Raw genomic sequence first — 20316 nt, 5'->3', positions numbered from 1 at the left:
GCCCGCGCCTCGCGCCTGCGGCAATCGAAGGAGAAACATGTCTCACACCGCCGATTACCTGGTCGAAGGAATGACCTGCAGCCACTGCGTCTCCAGTGTCACTGAAGAGCTTTCCGAAGTGGATGGCGTCACCGAAGTTTCGGTTGACCTCGCCTCGGGCCTGCCCTCCACCGTTTCTGTCACGTCTGAGACTCCTCTCGACGACGCCACCGTCAGCGCCGCAATCGAGGAGGCCGGCTACACGTTCGTGACGAGCCTCTAATGGCCGCGGCACCCGACAACGCGACAACTACCGACGGCACCGCCACCACCGCAGCGCCCGGCACCAGCAACCTTCTGGATGTCGAACTCGACATCACCGGAATGACCTGCGCCTCCTGCGCGGGCCGCATCGAGCGCAAGCTCAACAAGCTCCCCGGTGTCGAGGCGACCGTCAATTACGCCACCGAGAAAGCTCGCGTTCGCGCGCCCGAGGGCTCCGATCCGGAGCAGTTTCTAGAAACCGTGAAGGCTGCCGGGTATAGCGCCGTCATCCCGGCGCCCATTCAGGAACGCGACGAGAACGACAACGCGAGCCCTAAGAGCAGCGATGACGACTGGGCTTCGCAGTTGCTGCACCGTCTGCTCGTCTCGACCGCACTGGCCGTGCCGGTCGTGCTGATGTCGATGATCCCGGCACTGCAATTCACCTACTGGCAGTGGCTAGCTCTGACCCTCACAGCCCCGGTTGTTGTATGGGGTGCGTGGCCGTTCCACCGCGCCGCCGCCACCAACGCGCGCCACGGTGCAGCGACGATGGACACCCTCATCAGCCTGGGCATCACGGCCGCCTTCGGCTGGTCGCTCTACGCCCTCTTCTTCGGTGGTGCGGGCGAGCCCGGCATGCACATGACGATGACGTTCTTCGGAACCCCGCACGGCGGCGCGAGCGAGATCTATCTCGAAGTTGCCGCTGCCGTCACCGTGTTCATCTTGCTCGGCAAGTACATCGAGGCTCGTGCCAGTCGCGAATCCGGGGCGGCGCTGCGCGCTCTCCTTGAACTCGGCGCGAAAGATGCTGCCGTTCTGCGCGGCGGCGTCGAACAGCGCGTTGCTGTCTCCTCGCTCGTCGTCGGCGACCGCGTTGTGGTTCGCCCGGGCGAGAAGATTGCCAGCGACGGGCTCATTCTCGAAGGCAACTCTGCCGTCGATGCGAGCATGCTCACGGGCGAATCGGTGCCCGTCGAAGTCGGCCCCGACGACCGCGTCACCGGTGCCACTCTCAACGTCGGCGGACGCCTCGTCATCGAAATCACCCGCGTCGGCCGCGACACCGAACTGGCCCGACTCGGTCGCATGGTCGAAGACGCTCAGACCGGCAAAGCCGACATCCAACGTCTCGCCGACCGCGTTTCGGCGATCTTCGTTCCGGTCGTGCTCGTGCTTGCCGTGGTTGCGTTCGTCGGCTGGATGATCGCCGGCGGGCCCATCGAACTCGCCTTCACGGCCGCCGTCACCACGCTCGTCATCGCGTGCCCCTGCGCCCTCGGCCTCGCAACCCCCACCGCCCTACTCGTGGGCACCGGTCGCGGCTCGCAGCTCGGCATCCTCATCAGCGGACCGCAGGTTCTCGAGCAAACCCGCTCGGTCGACACCATCGTGCTCGACAAGACCGGCACCGTCACGACCGGCGAAATGCGCCTCAGCAGTATCGAGGTGCTCGACGGCGAAAACGAGCAGCTCGTGCTGGCTCGCGCCGCCGCCGTGGAGGCTGGCTCCGAGCATCCGGTCGGCCGAGCCGTTGTTGCCGCCGCCGCCGATCGCGACCTCGAGCTGCCCGCCGTCACCGACTTCGCCGCCCACGCGGGCACCGGCGTTCAGGCCACGATTGATGGCACCGTGGTGTTCGTCGGCAAGCCGTCATGGCTCACCGCTGACCAGCACCAGACGGTGTCGGATGCTGCCCGCGCCTTAGTCGAGAAAGCCGAAGCCGCCGGGTCAACCGCGATGGTCATCGCATGGGCCGGTCAGGCACGAGGCGTGCTGGTTGTCGGCGACACCGTGAAGGCAAGCAGTGCGGACGCCATCGCCGAGTTCATCCGTCTCGGCCTGCGCCCTGTGTTGCTCACCGGTGACAACGCCGGCGCTGCAGCATCCGTCGCCGCAACGGTCGGAATCACCGACGTGCACGCCGGCATCACTCCGCAGGGCAAGCTCGACGTCATCCGTCAGCTGCAGGCCGAAGGCCGTGTTGTCGCGATGGTCGGCGATGGAGTGAACGACTCTGCCGCTCTGGCCGCCGCGGACCTCGGCATTGCCATGGGTGGCGGAACGGATGCCGCGATCGCCGCCAGCGACATCACCGTCGTCAGTGGTGACCTCATGGTTGTCGCCGACGCGGTTCGCCTCGCTAAGCGCACCCTCGGGATCATCCGGGGAAACCTGTTCTGGGCCTTCGCCTACAACGTGGCAGCACTGCCGATCGCGATGCTCGGTCTGCTCAACCCGCTCATCGCGGGCGCGGCCATGGCGTTCTCGTCGGTTTTCGTCGTGACGAACAGCCTGCGCTTGCGTGGTTTCCGCGGCTCGGTTGACTCTCGAAACTCCTAGTTACGAGTACGAAACCTAGCCACAATCGGGGAGCAAAGACGCCAAGACCTTTCTTCTCAGACGAATCTACGGTGGGATTAGCGCATGCGTTCTCCCCGTTTCACCGCCGTGCTCGTTATTGGATTGCTAGCGGGATGCGCTCAGTCGCCCGTTGCTGAGCCAGAACAGTCAGCAGGAACGTCGGCGCCAAGCGTCGACGCCGCCGCCGTGACAGTCAACGCCGCGGAGGAAGCGACGACGATCGTTTCGGGGCTGGACGCTCCGTGGTCGATGGTGCGGCTGGCATCCGGTTCGACGCTGATTAGCGAACGCGACACCCAGCTCATCAAAGAATTGACCGCAGCCGGAGATCTTCGCGAAGTCGGGATCGTAGGCGAGGCTGCCCCCGACGGCGAGGGCGGGCTGCTCGGTCTTGCCATGCTCGACGAGACCCAGCTGTACGCCTACCTCACCACCGCGGCGGACAATCGCATCGTGCGTTTCGAACTCGAAGGTGAGGCTGGCAGCTATGCCCTCGGCGCGAGCGTCGACATCATTACCGGCCTGGGCAAGTCGCGCATTCACAATGGCGGGCGCATCGCCTTCGGCCCCGACGGGATGCTCTACGCCACTGTCGGCGACGCGAGTGACCCCGAATCAGCCCAAGACCTCGACAGTCTCAACGGCAAAATTCTTCGGCTGCTGCCTGACGGCTCCGTTCCCGACGACAACCCTTTCGACGGATCGCTGGTCTACTCCCTCGGTCACCGCAACCCGCAGGGCCTTGCGTGGGACGACGAAGGCCAGTTGTGGGCTTCAGAGTTTGGCCAAAACACGTGGGATGAGCTCAACATCATTCGCGCGGGCGCCAACTATGGCTGGCCGCTCGCAGAAGGGGAATCCACTGATTCGAGTTTCGAAGAACCCAGCTATCAGTGGGCGACCGACGACGCGAGCCCCAGCGGCCTCACCTTCATCGACGGCACCTTCTTCATGGCCGGTCTCGGCGGCGAACGCCTGTGGGAAATTCATCCCGGCGAAACGACCACCGCGACGGCGACTTTCGAGAATGCTGCCGGCCGCATCCGTGATGTCATTCCCGGCCCCGATGGCACCCTCTGGATGCTTACCAACAACACCGACGGCCGGGGCGACCCCCGCGACGGTGACGACCGCATTCTGCAGGTCGAGCTCGTACCGCAGCCGTAGTTGAACCTGCAGGTACAGCTGAACTTCCGGGTGCAGTTGCAAACCCGCTTGGTGGCTATTCGCTCTCGGCCGCGTTCTCGCGAATGGCGATGCCGGCAGCCTCATCCGCTGCCTGACGGCGAGCCAACACGAGATTGCGAAAGGTATCGCGCACGGGCAGTTGCACGGTGTTCTCTGCTGAGACGCCAGCCCTCAGCTGGCGGAGGCGGGTGAACTCGGCATCAACCTCGACGCCGGCCACGACCGCGAGGTTGCTGATATAGAGCCAAATCAGCAGCGCGAGCGCTCCCCCAAGCCAGCCATAGACGCGGTCGTAGTTCGCGATCGTGGAGACGTAAAAACCGAACCCCGCGGTCGCGAGGCCCCACGTCACTATCGCGAACACGGCGCCGGTGCTGACCCACCGCATCCGTTCGTGACGAATGTTGGGGGTGTAGTAGTACAGCACCGCAATGATGAGAGTGAGGATGCCACCGAGAACCGGCCAGCGACCGTACGACCAGATCGCGACCCAGGGTTCCCCAAAGCCGAACGCTTCACCGATGGCGGTGGCGACGTTGGTGGTGGTGAGCAGGAGCACAGCCACGGCAGCAAAGGCCGCAAGGAGGAAGGCCGAGAGCACAAGCATGAGGCCGCGGAACTTCACAAAGCGACGACCCTCTTGGATCTCAAAAACGCTGTTCGCGGCCCGCCCGAACGCGGTGGCATAGCTCGACATCGACCACACGCTCAGGGCGATGCCGATGGCGAGAGCTAGGCCCGGGCTCCCCACCGAGAAGAGTTGAGTCAACGGTTCCTTGAGGGCCTCCACGGTGTCTTCTTGCAGCACTTCTCGCGCCAGATCGAGCACGGTCTCGGCCGCTTGGTCTTCACCCTGACCTAGCGCTAGTGCTGACACGACCGTAAGCGCGGCTGGGAAAATCGCGAGCGCAGCAAAGAATGCGAGAGTGGCTGCGGAATCGATTCCGCGATGCAGCATGAAGCCGTGATACGCGCGTAGGAAGGCGTAGCGCCACTCACGCCGACGCCCTGCGGCACTGTGATCAGTGGCCTTGGGCTTAGCAGCACTGTCGCCGCGCTCATCGAGGCTCGCGTCTGGCCCCAACTCGTTCACATTCATCCCGCCAGCTTAAACGAAACCTTCTCTCGCAGCCTGACGCGGCTTATGATCGTGTCATTAGCCGCCGCGCGTTGCGACGACATGGGTTCGAGGAGGAACACCATGACCACGATCACGCCGTGCCTCTGGTTCAACGGCAATGCCGAAGAGGCTGTTCAGTTCTACACCGCAGCGTTTTACGATAGTTCGATCGTCGGCACCACTCACTACCCCTCGGAGGGGTTGGCTGACTTTCAGCGCGACCTCGCCGGTGCGGTGCTGACGGTTACTTTTCGTCTCGCCGGGCAAGACTTTTTAGCGATCAACGCGGGCGAGCGATTTGCGTTCAACGAGTCCACGTCGTTCATGGTCAATTTCGATCCTTCTACTGATCCGGATGCTCGCCACAACCTTGATCCGTTGTGGAACGCACTTATCGACGGCGGCAGTGCGCTCATGCCGATCGCTAACTACGATTTCAGCCCGCGCTATGGATGGTTGCGGGACCGTTTTGGCGTGAACTGGCAGCTCATTTTGACCGATCCCGCTGGTGAACCGCGACCCACCATCATGCCCGCGTTGTTGTTCGGCGATGGCGTGCAAAACCGCGCGCGGGAGGCCATCGAGTTCTATGCCTCGGTGTTTGATAATTCGCAGTTGGGTGCTGATGTTCGCTACACCGAGCGGTCGGGGCCCGCGCATCCCGGTTCGGTAATGTTTGGAGATGTCAGGCTCCGAGACCTGTGGTTTGTGGCAATGGATGCCGCGACCCGCCAACACGTGACATTCACGGAGTCAGTGTCGTTTGTGATTCCGTGTGCGGATCAGACTGAGATTGATCGCTACTGGGCGGCGCTCTCGGCAGTTCCCGAGGCGGAAGCCTGCGGGTGGTGCAAAGACAAATTCGGCGTGAGTTGGCAGATCACTCCCGCCAACATCGACGAACTCATGAAACGGCCGAATGCCTTCGAGCACATGATGCAGCTGAAGAAGATCGAGATCGCCAAGCTTTAGCTAGACGCGTTCCACGGGTTGCCTCAGCAGCGTGCGGAGCTTGGATGCTTCGACTTTGCGAAAGTCGTTGAAGTAGATCTCGTGGTGCTTGCCGGTCATCCGCAGCCCCTGCTCGGGAACGAACTCGGTATGCAGCTGCGCCAGAATCTCGGCCTCATCGTCATAAGGCCCGAGGTGGAGTGTTTGCACGCACAGCCCCTCGTCGAGGGTTTCGAGGCGCACCTTGTCGAGGCTGGCGGGCAGACTCTCGGGTGTCTTGCTCTTGGCGACCACCGAGGCCACCGCATCCTCAAACATGGTCGGAGTGATCCACTCGGGCGCGAGGATCATCGCGGTCCAGTCCCACTGTGACTTGTCGCGCCCGCTCGTGAAGGCGGCCATATCGTCGGCCCACCAGAGCGCTTCCAGCGGCGGCACGACATAGTCGCGGTCGAGCGCTTTGCTCGCGAACTTCAGCGTGTAGGCCACGGGATACAGCGCGGCGATCGCGGTCGTGTAGTCGCTGCCCTCACCGGGCGCCCCGTGACCGTCGACCATCAGGTACTGCTGGGGTGGGACATCCAGAATTCTGAATTCGTTGTGGCGCGCTTTATACGCGTCGAGCGTTTTCTTGAAGTCTGTCTTCATTGCCCCACCCCGCCGTGTGCGTGTCGGTCGCGTGCGTGGGTGGCCTTAGCTCGCGCCAATAACCACGTTGGCGATGAGCATATCGAGCTTGCGCACGTCGATGGCCTTGCCGACCTTGATCTTGATGTGACCGGCGCGGGTCCACAGTTCGAGCTCGGCGTTGATGTCGAGCGTTCCGGCGTTCTCGGAGGACCACATGAGCACGTTCGAGTAGGGCAGCGAGTAGAGCTCTACCTTCTTGCCCGTGATGCCTTGAGCGTCACGAACGATGAGGCGCTTGTTGGTGAACACGGCGCTGTCGCGGAACGTCTTGTACGCCGCGATCGGCTGTTCACCGGGGAGCAGCATGGGCATGACGTCTTCGGGAATCGGGGCTTCAGAAACAAACGTCCAGGCTGCGATTACGGCGGCTTCCATGGGGTACTCCTCTTATCGGGTGGTGGGCCGAGATCTCCGGCCCGCACACACCCTATCGGTAGGCAACGACGCTGCGATTAAGCCCGGTCTCGCAGCATCCGAAACGGTAGAATCGTGGCCGTGCCACTTTCGGCGCGGTAAGGATCGCCTCGTGACATTGCCTGCTCAGTCTGACCGCCAGCCGCTCGTGGGGCCGGGCGCACCGCTCAGTTCCGAACGCCTGATTCGCTACTCGCGCCAGCTCGCTAATCCTGACTTTGGTGAGATCGCGCAACGTCGCCTCGCTCACGCACGAGTGCTGGTCGTGGGCGCGGGCGGCCTCGGCAGCGCCACCATCCCCGCCCTCGCTGCGATGGGTGTCGGCACCATCGGCGTGATCGATACGGATGCCGTTGAGCTCTCCAACCTGCACCGCCAGCTCGCCCACGGGGTTACCGATATCGGGCGCAGCAAGCTCGAATCGATGGCCGAAACCGTCGGCCGCATCGATCCCGAAGTCTCGTTCATCGGCCACAACGTGTGGCTCGATTCCAGCAACGCCCTCGAACTCTTTGCGGGGTATGACCTCGTGCTCGACGGCAGCGACAACTTCGCCACTCGCTATCTCGTCAATGACGCAGCGGTGCTGACCGGCATCCCGGTCGTCTGGGGTGCGATCCTGCGCTACGGCGGTCAAGCCGGAATTTCGTGGTCAGGCCAGGGGCCCACCTACCGCGACCTCTTTCCCGTTCCACCCGCACCCGGCACCGTTCCGTCATGCGCCGAGGGCGGCGTGCTGCCGACCGTGTGCGCCATGATCGGCGCGATCATGTGCTCCGAAACTGTGAAGCTCATCACGGGCATCGGCGAACCGCTTCTGGGCCGAGTCACCACCTACGACGCGCTCAGCGGGCGCTTTCGCGAGCTGGAATACGCCGTGAGCGACGAAGTGGATGCCGTTACCGAGCTCATTGACTACGACCTATTCTGCGGTCTGGCGCCTGCCGCCATCGGTTCGAGCGGTGTCGGCGACACGAGCAAAACTGGCGGCTCCGCCGAATTCGGCGAGACGAGCGGAAGCGACGCTGCGGGCGGCGTGAGCGACGAGATCGATTCGCGCGAACTTGCGGCCCTGCTCTCCACGGAGGCTGCGCTGCAGCTGGTCGATATTCGGGAACCCTTCGAGTTTGCGATTGCCGCGATTGAGACAGCCGAACTGATTCCGCTGGGTGGCCTTGAGAGCCGGCTTGCCGACATCCGCACCGATATTCCGGTGGTCGTATATTGTCATCACGGAATCCGCAGCGAACGCGCCCTGCGCCTGCTGCAGAGCGCCGGCTTCACCAACATTCGCCACCTGGTTGGCGGCATCGACGACTACGCGCAGGTCATTGATCCTGCGCTCGCGAGGTACTAAAAATGAACGCGTCCACCCCGGCAAGCTTCGCCACCATCACGGATGCCCCGATCGATGAGGCCGCTATTCGTCGCGCTGTCGAATCCCCCGCTTCTGGCGCGGTCGTCGTGTTTTCGGGAGTCGTGCGCAATCACGACGGCGGCAACGAAGTGTGGTCGCTCGAGTACCAGGCGCATCCCGAAGCGGAGGCGCTGCTTGCCCAGTGCTGCGCTGAAGTGGCAGCCGAAACGGGCCTCGCAATCGCAGCAGCGCACCGCGTTGGCCTGCTGCAGATTGGGGATATTGCCCTCTCGGCAGCCGTCTCCGCTGCGCACCGCCGCGAAGCGTTCGAGGCGTGCGAACTGCTCGTCGAGCGCATCAAGCAGACCGTACCGATCTGGAAGCGCCAGCAGCTTGCGGGCGGCGCCACCGAATGGGTTGGGCTGTAGCAGTTTCGCGCTCTAGCCGCCGGCGAACGGCGGCAGCACGTCGACGCGAGCACCCACCGCGTGCGCGGGGTCGCGGCGAACAACGCCGTCGATCAGGAACGACCCCGACTCGACGACGCGCTGCATGAGGGCGCCATAGCGTTCAATGAGCACAGCCTTGAGCGTGCTCAGGGTGGCTCCGGCCTCGATCTCGAGGTGCTCTTCATCGCGCCCGGCAGCCTCGGCTGCGGCCGCGAAGTAACGGATGTGAATGCTCATGTCAGCCACCAATGTACGACATTTCAATTCTCTTGGCGCCGGGCTTGGTGCCGTCGGCTCCGGCAGGACGCGGGGTGTTGAGCGAGCGCAACTCGGAATAGCGGTCGGTGCGCTTTCGCCACAGGCTCGCCATGGCATCCGACAGTTGGTCGTCGGTGCAACCGTCACGCATGAGCGCGCGGAGGTCGTGGCCCGAGCTCGCGAAGAGGCAGGTGTAGAGCTTGCCGTCGACCGAGATACGGGCGCGGGAACACGTGTGGCAGAACGACTGCGTGACGCTCGAGATCACGCCGATTTCGTTGCTGCCATCGCGGTATCGCCAGCGCTGCGACGTTTCGCCGCTGTAGTTGGGGGCGACTTCTTCGAGAGGAAGCTCCGCATTGATACGCGCGACAACCTCGGCCGAAGGCACGACTTCGCCGAGCTGCCAACCGTTGGTGGTGCCGACATCCATGTATTCGATGAAGCGCAGGATGAACGGGGTGTCCTTGAAATGGCGGGCCATCGCGACGATGTCTTTGTCGTTGTGCCCCTTCTTCACGACCATGTTGATCTTGATGGGGCCGAGCCCGGCGGCGTGCGCTGCGTCGAGGCCGTCCAGGATCTTCTTCACGGGAAACTTGACGTCATTCATCGACTGGAAGGTCGCATCGTCGAGCGAATCGAGCGACACGGTAACCCGCTTCAGGCCAGCTTCCTTCAGCGCGGGGGCAAGGTGGCCGAGCGCTGAGCCGTTGGTGGTGATGGCGAGGTCGAGGGGCGCGCCCGCCGGAGTCGTCAACTTCGACAGCATCCCGACCAGTTCAGGGAGGCCTTTGCGCAGGAGCGGTTCACCACCGGTGAGACGGATCTTCTCCACACCGTGAAGCGCGGCGATGCTCGCGAGCCGAGTGATCTCTTCGAAGCTCAAAAGTTCGTCGCGCGGCATGAACGCGTAGTCGGCGCCGAAGACTTCCTTGGGCATGCAGTAGACGCACCGAAAATTGCAGCGGTCAGTGACCGAGAAACGGATGTCGTGCAGCGGTCTGCCGAGGGTGTCCACGATGGGGGTGCCGATCGCGGAGGAACTCATAGCGTCAGACTAACCCGCGGCAGGCTGCGAAACCTCCGAGGTCGTCGCCTCGACGGCATCGCCCACGTGGAGGCGACCACCATCAAGCGGAGTGAGGCGGATGCCGAACCACGTTTTGTGATCCCGCTGGCGGTGCTGCGCCAGGGTTCGAATCGGTTCCTTGCCGCGCTCGAGAGTGGAGGGTTCGATCGTGGTCATGACGCAGCGATCGCAGATCATGGTGACGCGAAAGCGCACGTCGCCGATCGTGACGTGCGTCCAACTTTCTTCGACGAAGGGTTCGAGGTCGTCGATGATCACGTTGGGGCGAAACCGGATCATGTCGAGGGGTGCGTCATCCGCGTCGGTCCACTCATCGAGTTGGCGCAGCGACGCTTCGCTCGCGAGCAACAGCGGGCCGCCGTCGGCGAGAGACACGACTTCGCCGGGTTGCCCGCCATCGTCGGGGTCGATCGGGCGCACGGTCGGATCAGACTGCCAGACGAGTCGTGCGTCGAGGCCGACGCGTTCGCTGAGCCAGGCGTTCACGTCGCCGCGGGCTGCAAGGGCGGTGCCTTGCCCATCGAGGCTCACCTCGATTGTGTCGCCGCCGTCGGCCATGTCGACGGTCACGCTGGAGCCGTCGCGATCAGAAAGCCGCACGGCCGTCTCGCTCAGCGCGTGAGCGGAGAGGCCGAGAAGGTGGTTGTGCTGACGTGCGGTCAGGGCATTGCCGTCGCTATCGACAAGCGCCCAACGCCGATCCTGGTCGAGACCCCACGGATTGACGGCCGCCGAATCAACATCTTCGCCGGCAAAAGACTTCACTGGATACACTCTGAGTCGTGTCACGCGCATGGGCGAATCCTAGCAACGTGCGCCCCGAGAACGACGGGATTGTCCCGAGGATTCGCGGTGCGATTTAGCGGTGCGATTTAGCGGTGCGATTTAGCGGTGCGATTTAGCGGCGCGGATACACCGTGATCTGGGATGCTGCGACGGATGCCACGATGCGGTCCCCCGGCGTAATGTCGTGCGCGAGCAGATCGGCCGCCGCTGTCTCGGCCACGACCGTGTCGCCCAGCAGCGTGACGCGGATTCCTCTGAGGCCGGGCTCGAGAAGGTCGACGGTGGCGTGCCATTCGTTGGGGTGCGAGGGGGCGGATGCGGTTGGTTCAGGTGCCGTGGGCCCCGCGGCTGCGGTCGCGGCAGCGACGGCAGCAGCAGCGTCGGAACCCGACGATTCCCGGCGGAGCGTCACCGCGGACGGCGGGAACGCGACCGAAACCTCCGCACCGACCTCCGGTGCGACGTCGTCGACGGCGAGACCACGCCCATCCGCGAGCCGCACGAGCTCGTCCGTTTCGACGATTCCGTGCAGCACGTTGAGGCCGACCAGAGTGGCGGCGAACTGGTTGATGGGCTCACCGAGAACGCGGGCGACATCGCCGCTGTCGATGATGCGGCCGGCATCCATGATGGCGACGCGGTCGGCCAGCACCATGGCATCCACCACATCGTGGGTGACGACGATAGTGGCGGGTGCGGTCTGCGGTCGGCCATGGATTCCGGTGTGGGTGGCGGAGATGCGGGAGGCCAGACACTCGCGCAGCAGGGTGCGCACGAGCGAGGCGTTCTGCACATCGAGAGCGGCCATCGGTTCGTCGAAGAGCAGCACATCGGGTTCGGTGGCCAGCACGCGGGCAATCGCCACGCGCTGCTGCTGACCTCCCGAAAGCTCGGCGGGTTTGCGCGCGGCGAACTCGCTCATCCCTATGGCATCGAGCCATTCGGCGGCACGCTCGCGGGCCTCCGCCGCCTTCATTCCGTGCGGGCGCGGCAAGCCGTGCGAGCGCAGCCCAAAAGCGACGTTTTCGAGGGCGCTCAAGTGCGGGAACAGCAGGGGGTCTTGCCCGAGCAAACCAATGCGGCGACGATGAGCGGGCACCACGGTCATCCGCCCGCCACCCGACCGCCCGCCACCCGACTGCGGAACCTCGGTGAGCACTCGCCCGTCGACCGAGACGGAGCCCTGGTCGGGAGCGAGCAGGCCTGCGATCACCGCGAGCAGCGTCGACTTACCGGAGCCGTTCGGGCCCAGCAGCGCGAGCGTTTCTCCGGGCGAGACCGAGACACTCGCGTCGAGGGTGAATGAGCCGCGGTTCACCAGCATGGTGGCATCCAGCGTCATGGCTCAGCGCTCCGGGGTCGTGCGCCAGCTGCGCAGCAGAAGAAGGATGACGATGCCGACGACCACGAGCAGCAGTGACAGAGCGATGGCCGAATCTTGGCTCACACCGGCGCCGTTGAACGCGGTGTAGATCGCGAGGGGCATGGTGCGGGTGGTGCCGGCGGCGTTGCCAGCGAAGAGGGCGGTGGCCCCGAATTCGCCGAGGGCGCGAGCGAAGCAGAGCACGGTGCCGGCGATGACGCCCGGCATGATGAGCGGCAGCGTGACGCGGCGAAAGACCGTCCAGCGGCCTGCACCGAGGGTTGCCGCGACCGCCTCGTACCGGGTGCCCGCGGTGCGCAGCGCGCCCTCGACCGAGATCACCAGGAAGGGCAGAGCCACGAACGATTGGGCGATCACGACAGCACCCGTCGTGAACGGAATGCGGATGCCAAACCACAGTTCGAGCACACTGCCGACGAGCCCGTTGCGCCCGAGTAGGTACAGCAGGGCGATGCCTCCGACCAAGGGCGGCATCACGAGTGGGAGCGTCGTGAGGGCGCGCAACAGGCCCGCCAGCCGGTTGCCCGAGCGAGCGATCACGAGCGCGAGCGGGATGCCGACGATGAGACAGAGCACCGTCGCGGCGAGGGCGGTTTGCAGCGACAACCAGAGCGCCGACTGCGCCTCCGCCGAGACAATCGCGGCCGGCACGCTGGGCCAGTCGGCACGGAGGAACAGCCCGACGAGGGGCAAGATCAGCAGCGCGAAGCCAAGAGCCGCGGGCAGGTAGAGAAGGCGCGGGATGCCGGAGCCTGCTGCTGCCGTGGTTCGGGCTGCCGCGCTTCGGCTTGCCGCGGTGCCGGTGGTCAGCACGCTGCGCGAGGAGACACTCATGGCTTCACGAATCCGTAGCTCGCGAGGATGTTCTGCCCCGGCGGCGAGAGTACGAAGTCCACGAACGCGGCCGCGATGGCCGGTTGCGCAGCTTCGTTCAGCACGGCGATCGGGTACGTGTTGCGTGCGGTTGCAGCGTCGGCAATCTCGATGCCGGCGACCGCTCCCGCCGTGTTCAGAACGTCCGTGACATAGACGAGCCCGGCATCCACTTCGCCCAGCTCGACCTTGGTCAGCACGGCCGTCACATTCTGTTCTTCGGTCACCGGAGTCAGTTCAACGTCTGCAACGTCGAGCAGGATGCGCGAAGCGGCCCCACACGGAACCGCGGGAGCGCACACGGCAACCTGCACGCCGGGCTCCGCCAGATCGCTCAGTGCCGTGATGTCCAGCGGGTTGCCGGGCTGCACCGCAATCTGCAATTCATTGCTCGCGAAAGAAACGGGAGCAGTCGCCAGCTCGGCGCTGACCTGCTGCATTGTCGCGTCATCCGCGGAGGCAAAGACATCGGCGGGGGCGCCTTCGCTGATTTGTGTGGCGAGCGTAGAGGAGCCGTCGAAGGAGATCGGCGCGATTGTGACGCCGGGGTTCTCGGCGCTGAAGGCCTCAGCCAATTCGGTGAACGAGGCCGTCAATGACGCCGCGGCGAAGATCGTGAGCTCACCCTGCAGCCCACCGTCAGCAGACGTGGATGCCGGTGCCGGCTCTGTTGCCGAGCAGCCGGCAAGCCCCACCAGACTTGCAATCGCGACGGCGGCGACCGTCGTCAGCACGCGAACCCGTCGTCGCCCGTGACCGCCCTGCTGCCGCGGCTGCCCCTGCTTCCGCACCGGAAGCATCACTAGGAGTTGTCTTTCGGAGCCTCAACAACCACCATCGTTGCCTTGACGACGGCGACCGCGAGCGACCCGATTTCGAGTTTCAAGTCGCGCACGGCTTCGGTCGACATGAGCGACACGATGCGATGCGGGCCACACTGCAGTTCGACCTGCGACATGACGGTGTCGCTCAGGATGCCCGTGACGAGTCCGACCATCCGGTTACGAGCGCTGCTCGTTGATTCGGATGCCGCTGCCAACTGTTGAGCGTGCTGCGCACGTTGTTGAGCCCGCTGCGCAAGGTCTGCGCCGTCGATGACTTGGCGCCCGGCGTCATCGAGAGAGGCAGGCAGTCCGTCGGAGGCGATCCACCGTCGCACCGTATCGTCGCTGACTCCGAGGAGCCCTGCGGCTTCGCTAATCCGATAGTGCGTCATAAATCGGAGTTTAGCACCGCACCTGCGGAGAAAAGGGCGATTTTCGCTACGACCGCACCCAGTCGAGTGTGAACCGCTTTCGCTAGAATGAGCCTATGGCCCTCGACGCAACGCCGCTACCGGCATCGATCAGTATTGAGCAGCACCTCGCGAGCATTCTGACGACCATCGCCATGCTGCCCGCGATCACTGTTCCGATCGCTCAGGCCCTGCACCGCACGCTCGCCGCCGATGTTCGGGCCGCCGCGGATGTGCCCGGCTTCGATAACTCGGCGATGGACGGCTACGCGATTCGTCGAGCGGATGCCGCAACGGCCACCGCCGAAACCCCGGTTGCCCTCACTGTGGTTGCCGACCTCCCCGCCGGGTCCGCACAGAACCCCCGACTTCTCCCCGGCGAGGCCACGCGCATCATGACCGGCGCTCCCGTTCCCGACGACGCGGACTGCATCGTTCCCATCGAAGACACTGATGAGGGCACCGCGACGGTGCTCATTTTTCGGGCCCCGAGCGAGGCTGCGTTCATTCGCCCCCAGGGCACCGACGTGCGCACCGATGCTGCGGTGCTGCCCGCCGGGCGCGTTCTCGGCCCGCGCGATCTTGCCGCCGCTGCCGCTGCTGGGGTCGGAACTCTTTCGGTGATTCCGGCACCGCGCGTTGGCGTGCTCTCGACCGGCAGCGAACTGCGCCAGCCCGGCGAGCCTCTCGCCCGGGGCCAGATCCATGACTCGAATTCGCTACTGCTCGAAGCGCTCATTACCGAGTGCGGCGGCATCCCGGTGCTGCTGGGTTCCGTGCCCGACGACGACGATGCTCTGCGTGCGATCCTCGACACGCACGCCCCCGACCTGGATGCCATCATCACCTCGGGTGGAGTGAGCGTCGGCGCCTACGACGTCGTGAAGGCTGTGCTCGCCCCGCTCGGCATCTGGTTCGGCCCCGTGCGGATGCAGCCGGGCAAGCCCCAGGGCTTCGGCCGGTTCCCGGTCGTCAACGCCAGCGCCGCCACCGACGTCAGCAGCGACAACAGCACCGTCACGACCGCCACCGCAACCGCTCCCGACAGCGGCCCCCTCCTCTTCGCCCTCCCCGGCAACCCCGTGAGCGTCTTCGTCTCGTTCGAAACCTTCGTACGCCCCGCGCTTCTCACGCTGGCGGGCCGGACGCCGATCGTGCGGCCGACGCTCACCGCCACGGTCACGACGGGCTGGCGCAGCCCCGCGGGGCGCGCCCAATACATGCCCGCTGTTGTCGAAGAGGATGGGCAGGGTGCGGCATCCGTTCGTCCCGCGAGCGCCGGCGGTGCCGGTTCGTATCTCGTCGCGAGTCTGGCCAGCGCCAACGCTCTGGCTTTCGTGCCCGAAGACACGACCGATGTGCTCAACGGTGACACCCTGACTGTCACACTGGTCTCATGAGCGATCAGCCTTTCACCCACCTCAATTCCGTTGGCCAAGCCCGGATGGTGGATGTCACCGCCAAGACCCCGACCGTTCGCGAGGCGACGGCGGAGGGTTTCGTTCGCTGCTCCCCCGTGATCATTGATGCGCTGCGCTCAGGCAACGCTCCCAAGGGTGACGTTCTGGCTGTCGCACGCATCGCTGGCATCCAAGCCGCGAAGCGCACGGCCGAACTCTTGCCACTCGCCCACATCATCGGCGTGCACGGCGCGACCGTCGACCTCGAGGTAACGGATGACGGTGTCGCCGTGACCGCGACCGTACGCACCGCCGATCGCACGGGCGTTGAGATGGAAGCGATGACAGCGGTGTCTGTTGCGGCTCTCGCGATCGTCGACATGGTCAAGGGCATGGACAAGACCGTGCAGATTGAGAACGTGCGACTGCTCGCGAAGTCGGGTGGTCGTTCGGGCGACTGGCGTCGCCCCGAATAGCGCGGCCCCGCGTAAGGCGGCCCCGAGGAGCGCCCGCTAGCTAGTGGTCTCCGCCATCAAGCTGCTCCAGGATGTGGCCGATCAACGGCGCGACCACCGCAAGGCCTTCTTCAACCGCTTTCGTTGACCCGGGCAGGTTGACCACGAGAGCGTTGCCCGCGATGCCGACCAAGCCGCGACTCAGTACCGCCATCTTCGTGTGACGAGCTCCCTCGCGACGCAGTTCTTCGGCGATGCCGGGAATCTCGCGCGTGAGCACGGGCCGGGTTCCTTCGGGCGTGAGATCCCGGGGTGCCACTCCCGTTCCGCCGCTCGTGATCACGATGCGGGCACCAGCGGCGAGCGCGGCTCGTATCGCAGCTGTGACTGATCCCGCGCCATCCGGAATCACCGTCAACGACACCGCATAGCCCTGCTCTGTGAGCAGTTCGACCGCGCGCGGCCCCGAGGTATCCGCCCGCTCCCCCCGGAAGCTGCGGTCAGAAACCGTGATGACCGCAGCGGGCACTGCCTCAACGTCGCTGCCCTTGCCGCTGTGAGTGTGAACCATGTCTGCAACGGTACGGCAGGCTGCGTGCCAGGCCCACAACTAAGATTCAGATCATGCGCGAGCCACAGTTTTCCATCCGACGAACGGAGCCAGCAGACTGGCGTGAAGTTCGCGATCTGCGCTTGGAGATGCTGGCCGATACCCCGATTGGTTTTGCCGAGCACCTTGAGGATGCCCAGCGCGCCACAGAAGCAGAGTGGCAGCGGCGCGCTGTTCGCGGGCAGAACTCGTTAGCCATTGCTGTCGCCGCCATCACCACCGACGGCAGGTGGATCGGCACGATGGGGTGCTATATCCCTGACGCAAAAACAGGCCCGCTCCTCGTGGGTGTCTACGTCACTCCCGATTTTCGTGGCCGGAAAGCTGGCGTGACGGATGCCCTGCTCACGACCATCGAGCAGTGGGCTTTCCAGTACGGCAGCACCCTCACCCTCGGCGTGCACGAAGACAACGCTCGAGCGCGCGCAGCGTACGAAAATCGCGGCTTTACCATGACACGGCACACGGTTCCGTACATTCTCGATAAGTCGCGGCGCGAGCTCGAGATGATCAAGCAGCTGTAGGGCGCGCCCCGCTTAGTCGACCAGCGGGGGTGTGCGTGGCGGCGCGACCCGACGCTGCGAGACCGCTTCGTACGCGACACCGATACACAGCAGGTCGAGGTCGGAGTACGCAGCACCGGCGAAGGTGATTCCCACGGGCATCCGGATGTCCTCCATGAGCCCCATGGGAACAGTGACGGTCGGTATGCCCAGGTGACGAATCGCGAGGTTTCCGTTGGCGACCCAGACACCGTTTCGCCATCCTGCTGCTGCCGTGGCGGGGTTGGTGCCCATATCGGCGGCGCCCACATCGGCGACCGCGGGGAAGGCTACGGCGTCGAGGCCGTTGGCCCGCATCCATTCTTCAAGGTCAACGCGACGAGTCTCTTCGAGGCCGCGCACGCCCGCTTCGAGCTCGGGGATGTCGGTGAAGGCCGCATACGGGTGGTCGCGCACCTGCGTCGGGTACACCGCGATGTCGTCTTCGAAGCCGTCGTAGTGATCGTGCGGAGTGCCCGGCGTGACCGGGAAAATCGTGCTGCCGTCGATGCCCACGATGGTATTAAAGTTCGGGTCACCGTTGGCCTGCAGAAAGTCTTCCCACGCCCACGCCGAGAGATCGACGATTTCGCGCTTCAAGAACTCCGGGCTCACCAGACCGCGCGTCGCGATCGTCGGGGCCCCGGCACGGTCGGCCTCGTAGTTCGAGACCACCGGAAAGTCGACCTCGACCACGGAGGCGCCGGCGGCTTGGAGATCGCGACGCGCTTGGTCGAACAGAGTCAGGATGCTCGGGCGGGTGTCAATCGCGGTTCCTGTCGGACCGCCGACTCCGCGCGTGCCCGAGCCCGCCTCGGTGTCGCGATTGAAGTACATCCGGGGAACGCCGAAGCGCTTGCCCGCCAACGGCAGCGCGGCCGCAGCACCAGCGGGGCCTGCAGCGGCATCCGCGTCAGCCGCGTCAGCCGCGTCAGCCGCGTCAGCCGCGTCAGCCGCCTCAGCCAGCGCACCATCGCGAGTGTCAACTGTCGCATCCGCATCCGCCAACAACGACAGATACGTCTCGGGTCGGCCACTCGACGCCGCCGGGATCTCGACCCACGGCTGCGAGCGCCAAAAATCGCCCCGAGTATCCGCATCGTCGAACACGATCACGTCGAGCACGGCGAGCAGGTCGGCCATGGTGCGGGTGTGGGGCACGACGACATCCATCGTGGGCACGAGCGGCCAGTTGCCGCGCACCGAGATCACGCCGCGCGAGGGCGTGTAAGCACAGAGGGCGTTGTTGGATGCCGGCGCCCGGCCGCTCGACCAGGTCTCTTCACCGAGGCCGAAGGCGGCAAAACTCGCGGCCGTTGCGGTGCCCGATCCATTCGACGATCCTGAGCCATACGCAGCGGTCAGGTACTCAGCGTTGTACGGGCTCTCGGCGCGGCCGTAGACGCCGGGCTGCATTCCGCCGTTGGCCATCGGGGGCATGTTGGTGAGGCCGAGGCAGATTGCTCCGGCACCGCGCAGGGCACCGATCGTGGCGGCATCCCGCATCGCCATCAGGTCGGCGAAGGCGGGGCTGCCCGCCGCAGCGGTGAGTCCGCGGTGCAGGTAACTGTCTTTGGCCGTGTACGGGATGCCGTCGAGCGGCCCCCGCAGCTGACCGGCGGCCCGGCGCGCATCCGATTCGCGCGCTTCGGCGAGCGCCTCGGCATTGGGAACAACCACGGCGTTGAGTAGCGGCCCGCTGCGGTCGTAGCGATCAATCCGCTCGAGATACGCGGCAACGAGCGCTTCACTCGTGAGGGTGCCCGCGGCGAGCGCCGCCTGGAGCTCGGCGATTGACACTTCTACGACGTCGAAGGTGCTCATACGATCGCTCCCGGTTCTTGTGCGGTAGCAGCATCGTCGCTGAGGCCGGGCAATTGAGGTTGTTGTTGGGTGATGCAGTGGATGCCGCCTCCGCGCGCAAAGATCTCGCGGGAGTCAACCATGCGCACTTCGCGGCCGGGATACGCGTCGCCCAGAATTTCGGCGGCGCGAGCATCCGCCACTTCATCGGCGAAGCCACAACCGATGACTCCCCCGTTGACCACGAGGTGGTTGACGTAGCTGTAGTCGACGAAGCCATGATCGTCTCGCAGCAGGGCGGGTGCGGGCAGCTCGACGATTTCAAAGGCGCGACCGGCGGCATCCCGCTGGCTCTCGAGGCTAGCCCGAATCTCGGCCATCGCCTGATGGTCCGGATGCTCAGGGTTGGGCTGGGCGTGCAGCAGAACGCGCCCGGGCGATGCGATTGTCGCGACGATGTCGACGTGCCCGTTGGTGCCGAAGTCGTCGTAGTCGCGCGTCAGTCCACGCGGCAGCCAGACGGCGTGCGTTGCCCCAATCGTGCGCAGCATCTCGCTCTCGACGCGGGCGCGATCAGCGAGCGGATTACGGCGCGGGTCGAGCTGCACCGTGTCGGTGAGTAAGACTGTGCCTTCACCATCGACGTGTAGTCCGCCGCCCTCGGCAACCAGCAGCGAGCTAACAAGTTCGGCACCCGCAGCTTCCGCGACGAAACGACCGATCTCAGCCGACTTCGCCCACTCCGCCCACTCGGGCGCACCCCAACCGTTGAAGATCCAGTCGACGGCGCCGAGAACACCCGGCCGCTCATCGTCGAGCACGAACGTGGGCCCGATGTCACGCATCCAAAACTCGTCGAGCGGTGCTTCGAGCAGCTCAATACTGCTGGCGAGCATCCGCCGAGCACGAAGCATTTCGGTCGGATCAACGACCATCGACACCGGCTCGAACTCCGCGACAACATTCGCAACATCAGCCCACGCGGCGTAGCCGAGTTCGCGTTCGGAGTCAGTCGCGCCGAGCGTTTCGCCGACGCGCGGGAACGCCATCCACGTGCGCTCATGCTCAGCGGTTTCGGATGGCATTTTCCAGCTCATGG

The 20316-nt window shown here is 65.1% G+C and carries 22 protein-coding genes; 9 read left to right on the top strand and 13 right to left on the bottom strand.

What is annotated here, in order from left to right; translation table 11 throughout:
- The first annotated feature begins 37 nt into the window (after positions 1-37).
- The 3 genes from I6E73_RS03370 to I6E73_RS03360 all read left to right on the top strand — a co-directional run bounded on the left by I6E73_RS03370 (position 38) and on the right by I6E73_RS03360 (position 3777).
- Positions 38-262, top strand: a complete 225-nt coding sequence (locus I6E73_RS03370; protein ID WP_197123147.1) for a heavy-metal-associated domain-containing protein — start codon at positions 38-40, stop codon at positions 260-262.
- Positions 262-2589 carry a cation-translocating P-type ATPase gene (locus tag I6E73_RS03365; RefSeq protein WP_255528435.1) on the top strand — a complete coding sequence of 776 codons (2328 nt, stop codon included), beginning with the start codon at positions 262-264 and terminating at the stop codon, positions 2587-2589. The genes I6E73_RS03370 and I6E73_RS03365 overlap by 1 nt, the downstream gene beginning before the upstream one ends.
- 84 nt (positions 2590-2673) lie before the next feature.
- Complete coding sequence (locus I6E73_RS03360) at positions 2674-3777, top strand: sorbosone dehydrogenase family protein (protein ID WP_197123145.1); 1104 nt, start codon at positions 2674-2676, stop codon at positions 3775-3777.
- Positions 3778-3832: 55 nt separating this feature from the next.
- On the opposite strand, the gene I6E73_RS03355 is transcribed toward I6E73_RS03360, so the two are convergent.
- The gene (locus I6E73_RS03355) at positions 3833-4897 is read right to left on the bottom strand and encodes a YihY/virulence factor BrkB family protein (RefSeq protein ID WP_197123143.1); all 1065 of its coding nucleotides are present in this window, start codon (positions 4895-4897) and stop codon (positions 3833-3835) included.
- Positions 4898-4999: 102 nt separating this feature from the next.
- Here I6E73_RS03355 and I6E73_RS03350 point away from each other — a divergent pair, with 102 nt between their 5' ends.
- Positions 5000-5890 carry a VOC family protein gene (locus tag I6E73_RS03350; RefSeq protein ID WP_197123141.1) on the top strand — a complete coding sequence of 297 codons (891 nt, stop codon included), beginning with the start codon at positions 5000-5002 and terminating at the stop codon, positions 5888-5890.
- On the opposite strand, the gene I6E73_RS03345 is transcribed toward I6E73_RS03350, so the two are convergent.
- Positions 5891-6517, bottom strand: coding sequence for a GyrI-like domain-containing protein (locus I6E73_RS03345; protein ID WP_197123139.1), 627 nt, complete (start codon positions 6515-6517; stop codon positions 5891-5893).
- Positions 6518-6562: 45 nt separating this feature from the next.
- Positions 6563-6934 (bottom strand): PH domain-containing protein, encoded by a 372-nt coding sequence (locus I6E73_RS03340; protein ID WP_197122994.1) that lies wholly within the window; start codon positions 6932-6934, stop codon positions 6563-6565.
- Between the two features lie 151 nt (positions 6935-7085).
- Here I6E73_RS03340 and I6E73_RS03335 point away from each other — a divergent pair, with 151 nt between their 5' ends.
- Positions 7086-8330 (top strand): ThiF family adenylyltransferase, encoded by a 1245-nt coding sequence (locus I6E73_RS03335; RefSeq protein ID WP_307784211.1) that lies wholly within the window; start codon positions 7086-7088, stop codon positions 8328-8330.
- Positions 8331-8332: 2 nt separating this feature from the next.
- Positions 8333-8758 (top strand): molybdenum cofactor biosynthesis protein MoaE, encoded by a 426-nt coding sequence (locus I6E73_RS03330; RefSeq protein WP_197123134.1) that lies wholly within the window; start codon positions 8333-8335, stop codon positions 8756-8758.
- 12 nt (positions 8759-8770) lie between these two features.
- On the opposite strand, the gene I6E73_RS03325 is transcribed toward I6E73_RS03330, so the two are convergent.
- The 7 genes from I6E73_RS03325 to I6E73_RS03295 all read right to left on the bottom strand — a co-directional run bounded on the left by I6E73_RS03325 (position 8771) and on the right by I6E73_RS03295 (position 14389).
- Positions 8771-9016, bottom strand: a complete 246-nt coding sequence (locus I6E73_RS03325; protein WP_197123132.1) for a MoaD/ThiS family protein — start codon at positions 9014-9016, stop codon at positions 8771-8773.
- Position 9017: 1 nt separating this feature from the next.
- Positions 9018-10073 carry a GTP 3',8-cyclase MoaA gene (moaA, locus tag I6E73_RS03320; RefSeq protein WP_197125095.1) on the bottom strand — a complete coding sequence of 352 codons (1056 nt, stop codon included), beginning with the start codon at positions 10071-10073 and terminating at the stop codon, positions 9018-9020.
- A 24-nt stretch (positions 10074-10097) separates the two neighbouring features.
- Positions 10098-10925 carry an MOSC domain-containing protein gene (locus I6E73_RS03315; RefSeq protein WP_197123130.1) on the bottom strand — a complete coding sequence of 276 codons (828 nt, stop codon included), beginning with the start codon at positions 10923-10925 and terminating at the stop codon, positions 10098-10100.
- A 103-nt stretch (positions 10926-11028) separates the two neighbouring features.
- Positions 11029-12258: an ABC transporter ATP-binding protein gene (locus I6E73_RS03310; RefSeq protein ID WP_197123128.1), complete on the bottom strand. Its 1230-nt coding sequence runs from the start codon at positions 12256-12258 to the stop codon at positions 11029-11031.
- Positions 12259-12261: 3 nt separating this feature from the next.
- A complete protein-coding gene (locus I6E73_RS03305) occupies positions 12262-13134 on the bottom strand; it encodes an ABC transporter permease (RefSeq protein ID WP_231600536.1) in 873 nt (290 codons plus the stop codon).
- A complete protein-coding gene (modA, locus tag I6E73_RS03300) occupies positions 13131-13973 on the bottom strand; it encodes a molybdate ABC transporter substrate-binding protein (RefSeq protein WP_197123126.1) in 843 nt (280 codons plus the stop codon). The genes I6E73_RS03305 and modA overlap by 4 nt, the downstream gene beginning before the upstream one ends.
- A gap of 2 nt (positions 13974-13975) precedes the next feature.
- Positions 13976-14389 carry a molybdopterin-binding protein gene (locus I6E73_RS03295; RefSeq protein WP_197123124.1) on the bottom strand — a complete coding sequence of 138 codons (414 nt, stop codon included), beginning with the start codon at positions 14387-14389 and terminating at the stop codon, positions 13976-13978.
- Positions 14390-14484: 95 nt separating this feature from the next.
- Between I6E73_RS03295 and glp the strand changes: the two genes are divergently transcribed.
- Both glp and moaC read left to right on the top strand, forming a co-directional pair.
- Complete coding sequence (gene glp, locus I6E73_RS03290; protein WP_197123122.1) at positions 14485-15807, top strand: gephyrin-like molybdotransferase Glp; 1323 nt, start codon at positions 14485-14487, stop codon at positions 15805-15807.
- The gene (moaC, locus tag I6E73_RS03285) at positions 15804-16283 is read left to right on the top strand and encodes a cyclic pyranopterin monophosphate synthase MoaC (protein ID WP_197123120.1); all 480 of its coding nucleotides are present in this window, start codon (positions 15804-15806) and stop codon (positions 16281-16283) included. Before glp ends, moaC begins: the two co-directional genes overlap by 4 nt.
- A 40-nt stretch (positions 16284-16323) precedes the next feature.
- Here moaC and I6E73_RS03280 read toward each other — a convergent pair whose 3' ends face one another.
- Entirely contained in the window at positions 16324-16833 is a 510-nt protein-coding gene (locus I6E73_RS03280; RefSeq protein ID WP_197123118.1) for a molybdenum cofactor biosynthesis protein B, read from the bottom strand.
- 53 nt (positions 16834-16886) lie between these two features.
- Between I6E73_RS03280 and I6E73_RS03275 the strand changes: the two genes are divergently transcribed.
- Positions 16887-17396 carry an N-acetyltransferase gene (locus I6E73_RS03275; protein WP_197123116.1) on the top strand — a complete coding sequence of 170 codons (510 nt, stop codon included), beginning with the start codon at positions 16887-16889 and terminating at the stop codon, positions 17394-17396.
- 12 nt (positions 17397-17408) lie between these two features.
- Here the strand turns inward: I6E73_RS03275 and I6E73_RS03270 are convergent, their stop codons facing one another.
- Together I6E73_RS03270 and I6E73_RS03265 are read right to left on the bottom strand one after the other, a co-directional pair.
- Positions 17409-19238, bottom strand: coding sequence for an amidase family protein (locus tag I6E73_RS03270; protein WP_197123114.1), 1830 nt, complete (start codon positions 19236-19238; stop codon positions 17409-17411).
- Positions 19235-20314 (bottom strand): agmatine/peptidylarginine deiminase, encoded by a 1080-nt coding sequence (locus I6E73_RS03265; RefSeq protein WP_197123111.1) that lies wholly within the window; start codon positions 20312-20314, stop codon positions 19235-19237. The genes I6E73_RS03270 and I6E73_RS03265 overlap by 4 nt, the downstream gene beginning before the upstream one ends.
- Between the last annotated feature and the right edge of the window lie 2 nt (positions 20315-20316).

It is taken from the genome of Salinibacterium sp. SWN248 (genome assembly GCF_015864575.1).
Lineage (GTDB): Bacteria > Actinomycetota > Actinomycetes > Actinomycetales > Microbacteriaceae > Rhodoglobus.
Note: the sequence above shows the minus strand (reverse complement) of the source record. Positions and strands in the feature narration are given on the sequence as shown.

Coding starts and splice junctions, on each gene's coding strand:
- I6E73_RS03265 (WP_197123111.1), bottom strand. CDS start 20,314: ATGAGCTGGAAAATGCCATCCGAAACCGCTGAGCATGAGCGCACGTGG.
- modA (WP_197123126.1), bottom strand. CDS start 13,973: ATGCTTCCGGTGCGGAAGCAGGGGCAGCCGCGGCAGCAGGGCGGTCAC.
- moaC (WP_197123120.1), top strand. CDS start 15,804: ATGAGCGATCAGCCTTTCACCCACCTCAATTCCGTTGGCCAAGCCCGG.
- glp (WP_197123122.1), top strand. CDS start 14,485: ATGGCCCTCGACGCAACGCCGCTACCGGCATCGATCAGTATTGAGCAG.
- I6E73_RS03340 (WP_197122994.1), bottom strand. CDS start 6,934: ATGGAAGCCGCCGTAATCGCAGCCTGGACGTTTGTTTCTGAAGCCCCG.
- I6E73_RS03330 (WP_197123134.1), top strand. CDS start 8,333: ATGAACGCGTCCACCCCGGCAAGCTTCGCCACCATCACGGATGCCCCG.
- I6E73_RS03325 (WP_197123132.1), bottom strand. CDS start 9,016: ATGAGCATTCACATCCGTTACTTCGCGGCCGCAGCCGAGGCTGCCGGG.
- I6E73_RS03305 (WP_231600536.1), bottom strand. CDS start 13,134: ATGAGTGTCTCCTCGCGCAGCGTGCTGACCACCGGCACCGCGGCAAGC.
- I6E73_RS03365 (WP_255528435.1), top strand. CDS start 262: ATGGCCGCGGCACCCGACAACGCGACAACTACCGACGGCACCGCCACC.
- I6E73_RS03270 (WP_197123114.1), bottom strand. CDS start 19,238: ATGAGCACCTTCGACGTCGTAGAAGTGTCAATCGCCGAGCTCCAGGCG.
- I6E73_RS03310 (WP_197123128.1), bottom strand. CDS start 12,258: ATGACGCTGGATGCCACCATGCTGGTGAACCGCGGCTCATTCACCCTC.
- I6E73_RS03315 (WP_197123130.1), bottom strand. CDS start 10,925: ATGCGCGTGACACGACTCAGAGTGTATCCAGTGAAGTCTTTTGCCGGC.
- I6E73_RS03360 (WP_197123145.1), top strand. CDS start 2,674: ATGCGTTCTCCCCGTTTCACCGCCGTGCTCGTTATTGGATTGCTAGCG.
- I6E73_RS03280 (WP_197123118.1), bottom strand. CDS start 16,833: ATGGTTCACACTCACAGCGGCAAGGGCAGCGACGTTGAGGCAGTGCCC.
- I6E73_RS03370 (WP_197123147.1), top strand. CDS start 38: ATGTCTCACACCGCCGATTACCTGGTCGAAGGAATGACCTGCAGCCAC.
- I6E73_RS03350 (WP_197123141.1), top strand. CDS start 5,000: ATGACCACGATCACGCCGTGCCTCTGGTTCAACGGCAATGCCGAAGAG.
- I6E73_RS03345 (WP_197123139.1), bottom strand. CDS start 6,517: ATGAAGACAGACTTCAAGAAAACGCTCGACGCGTATAAAGCGCGCCAC.
- I6E73_RS03355 (WP_197123143.1), bottom strand. CDS start 4,897: ATGAATGTGAACGAGTTGGGGCCAGACGCGAGCCTCGATGAGCGCGGC.
- I6E73_RS03295 (WP_197123124.1), bottom strand. CDS start 14,389: ATGACGCACTATCGGATTAGCGAAGCCGCAGGGCTCCTCGGAGTCAGC.
- I6E73_RS03275 (WP_197123116.1), top strand. CDS start 16,887: ATGCGCGAGCCACAGTTTTCCATCCGACGAACGGAGCCAGCAGACTGG.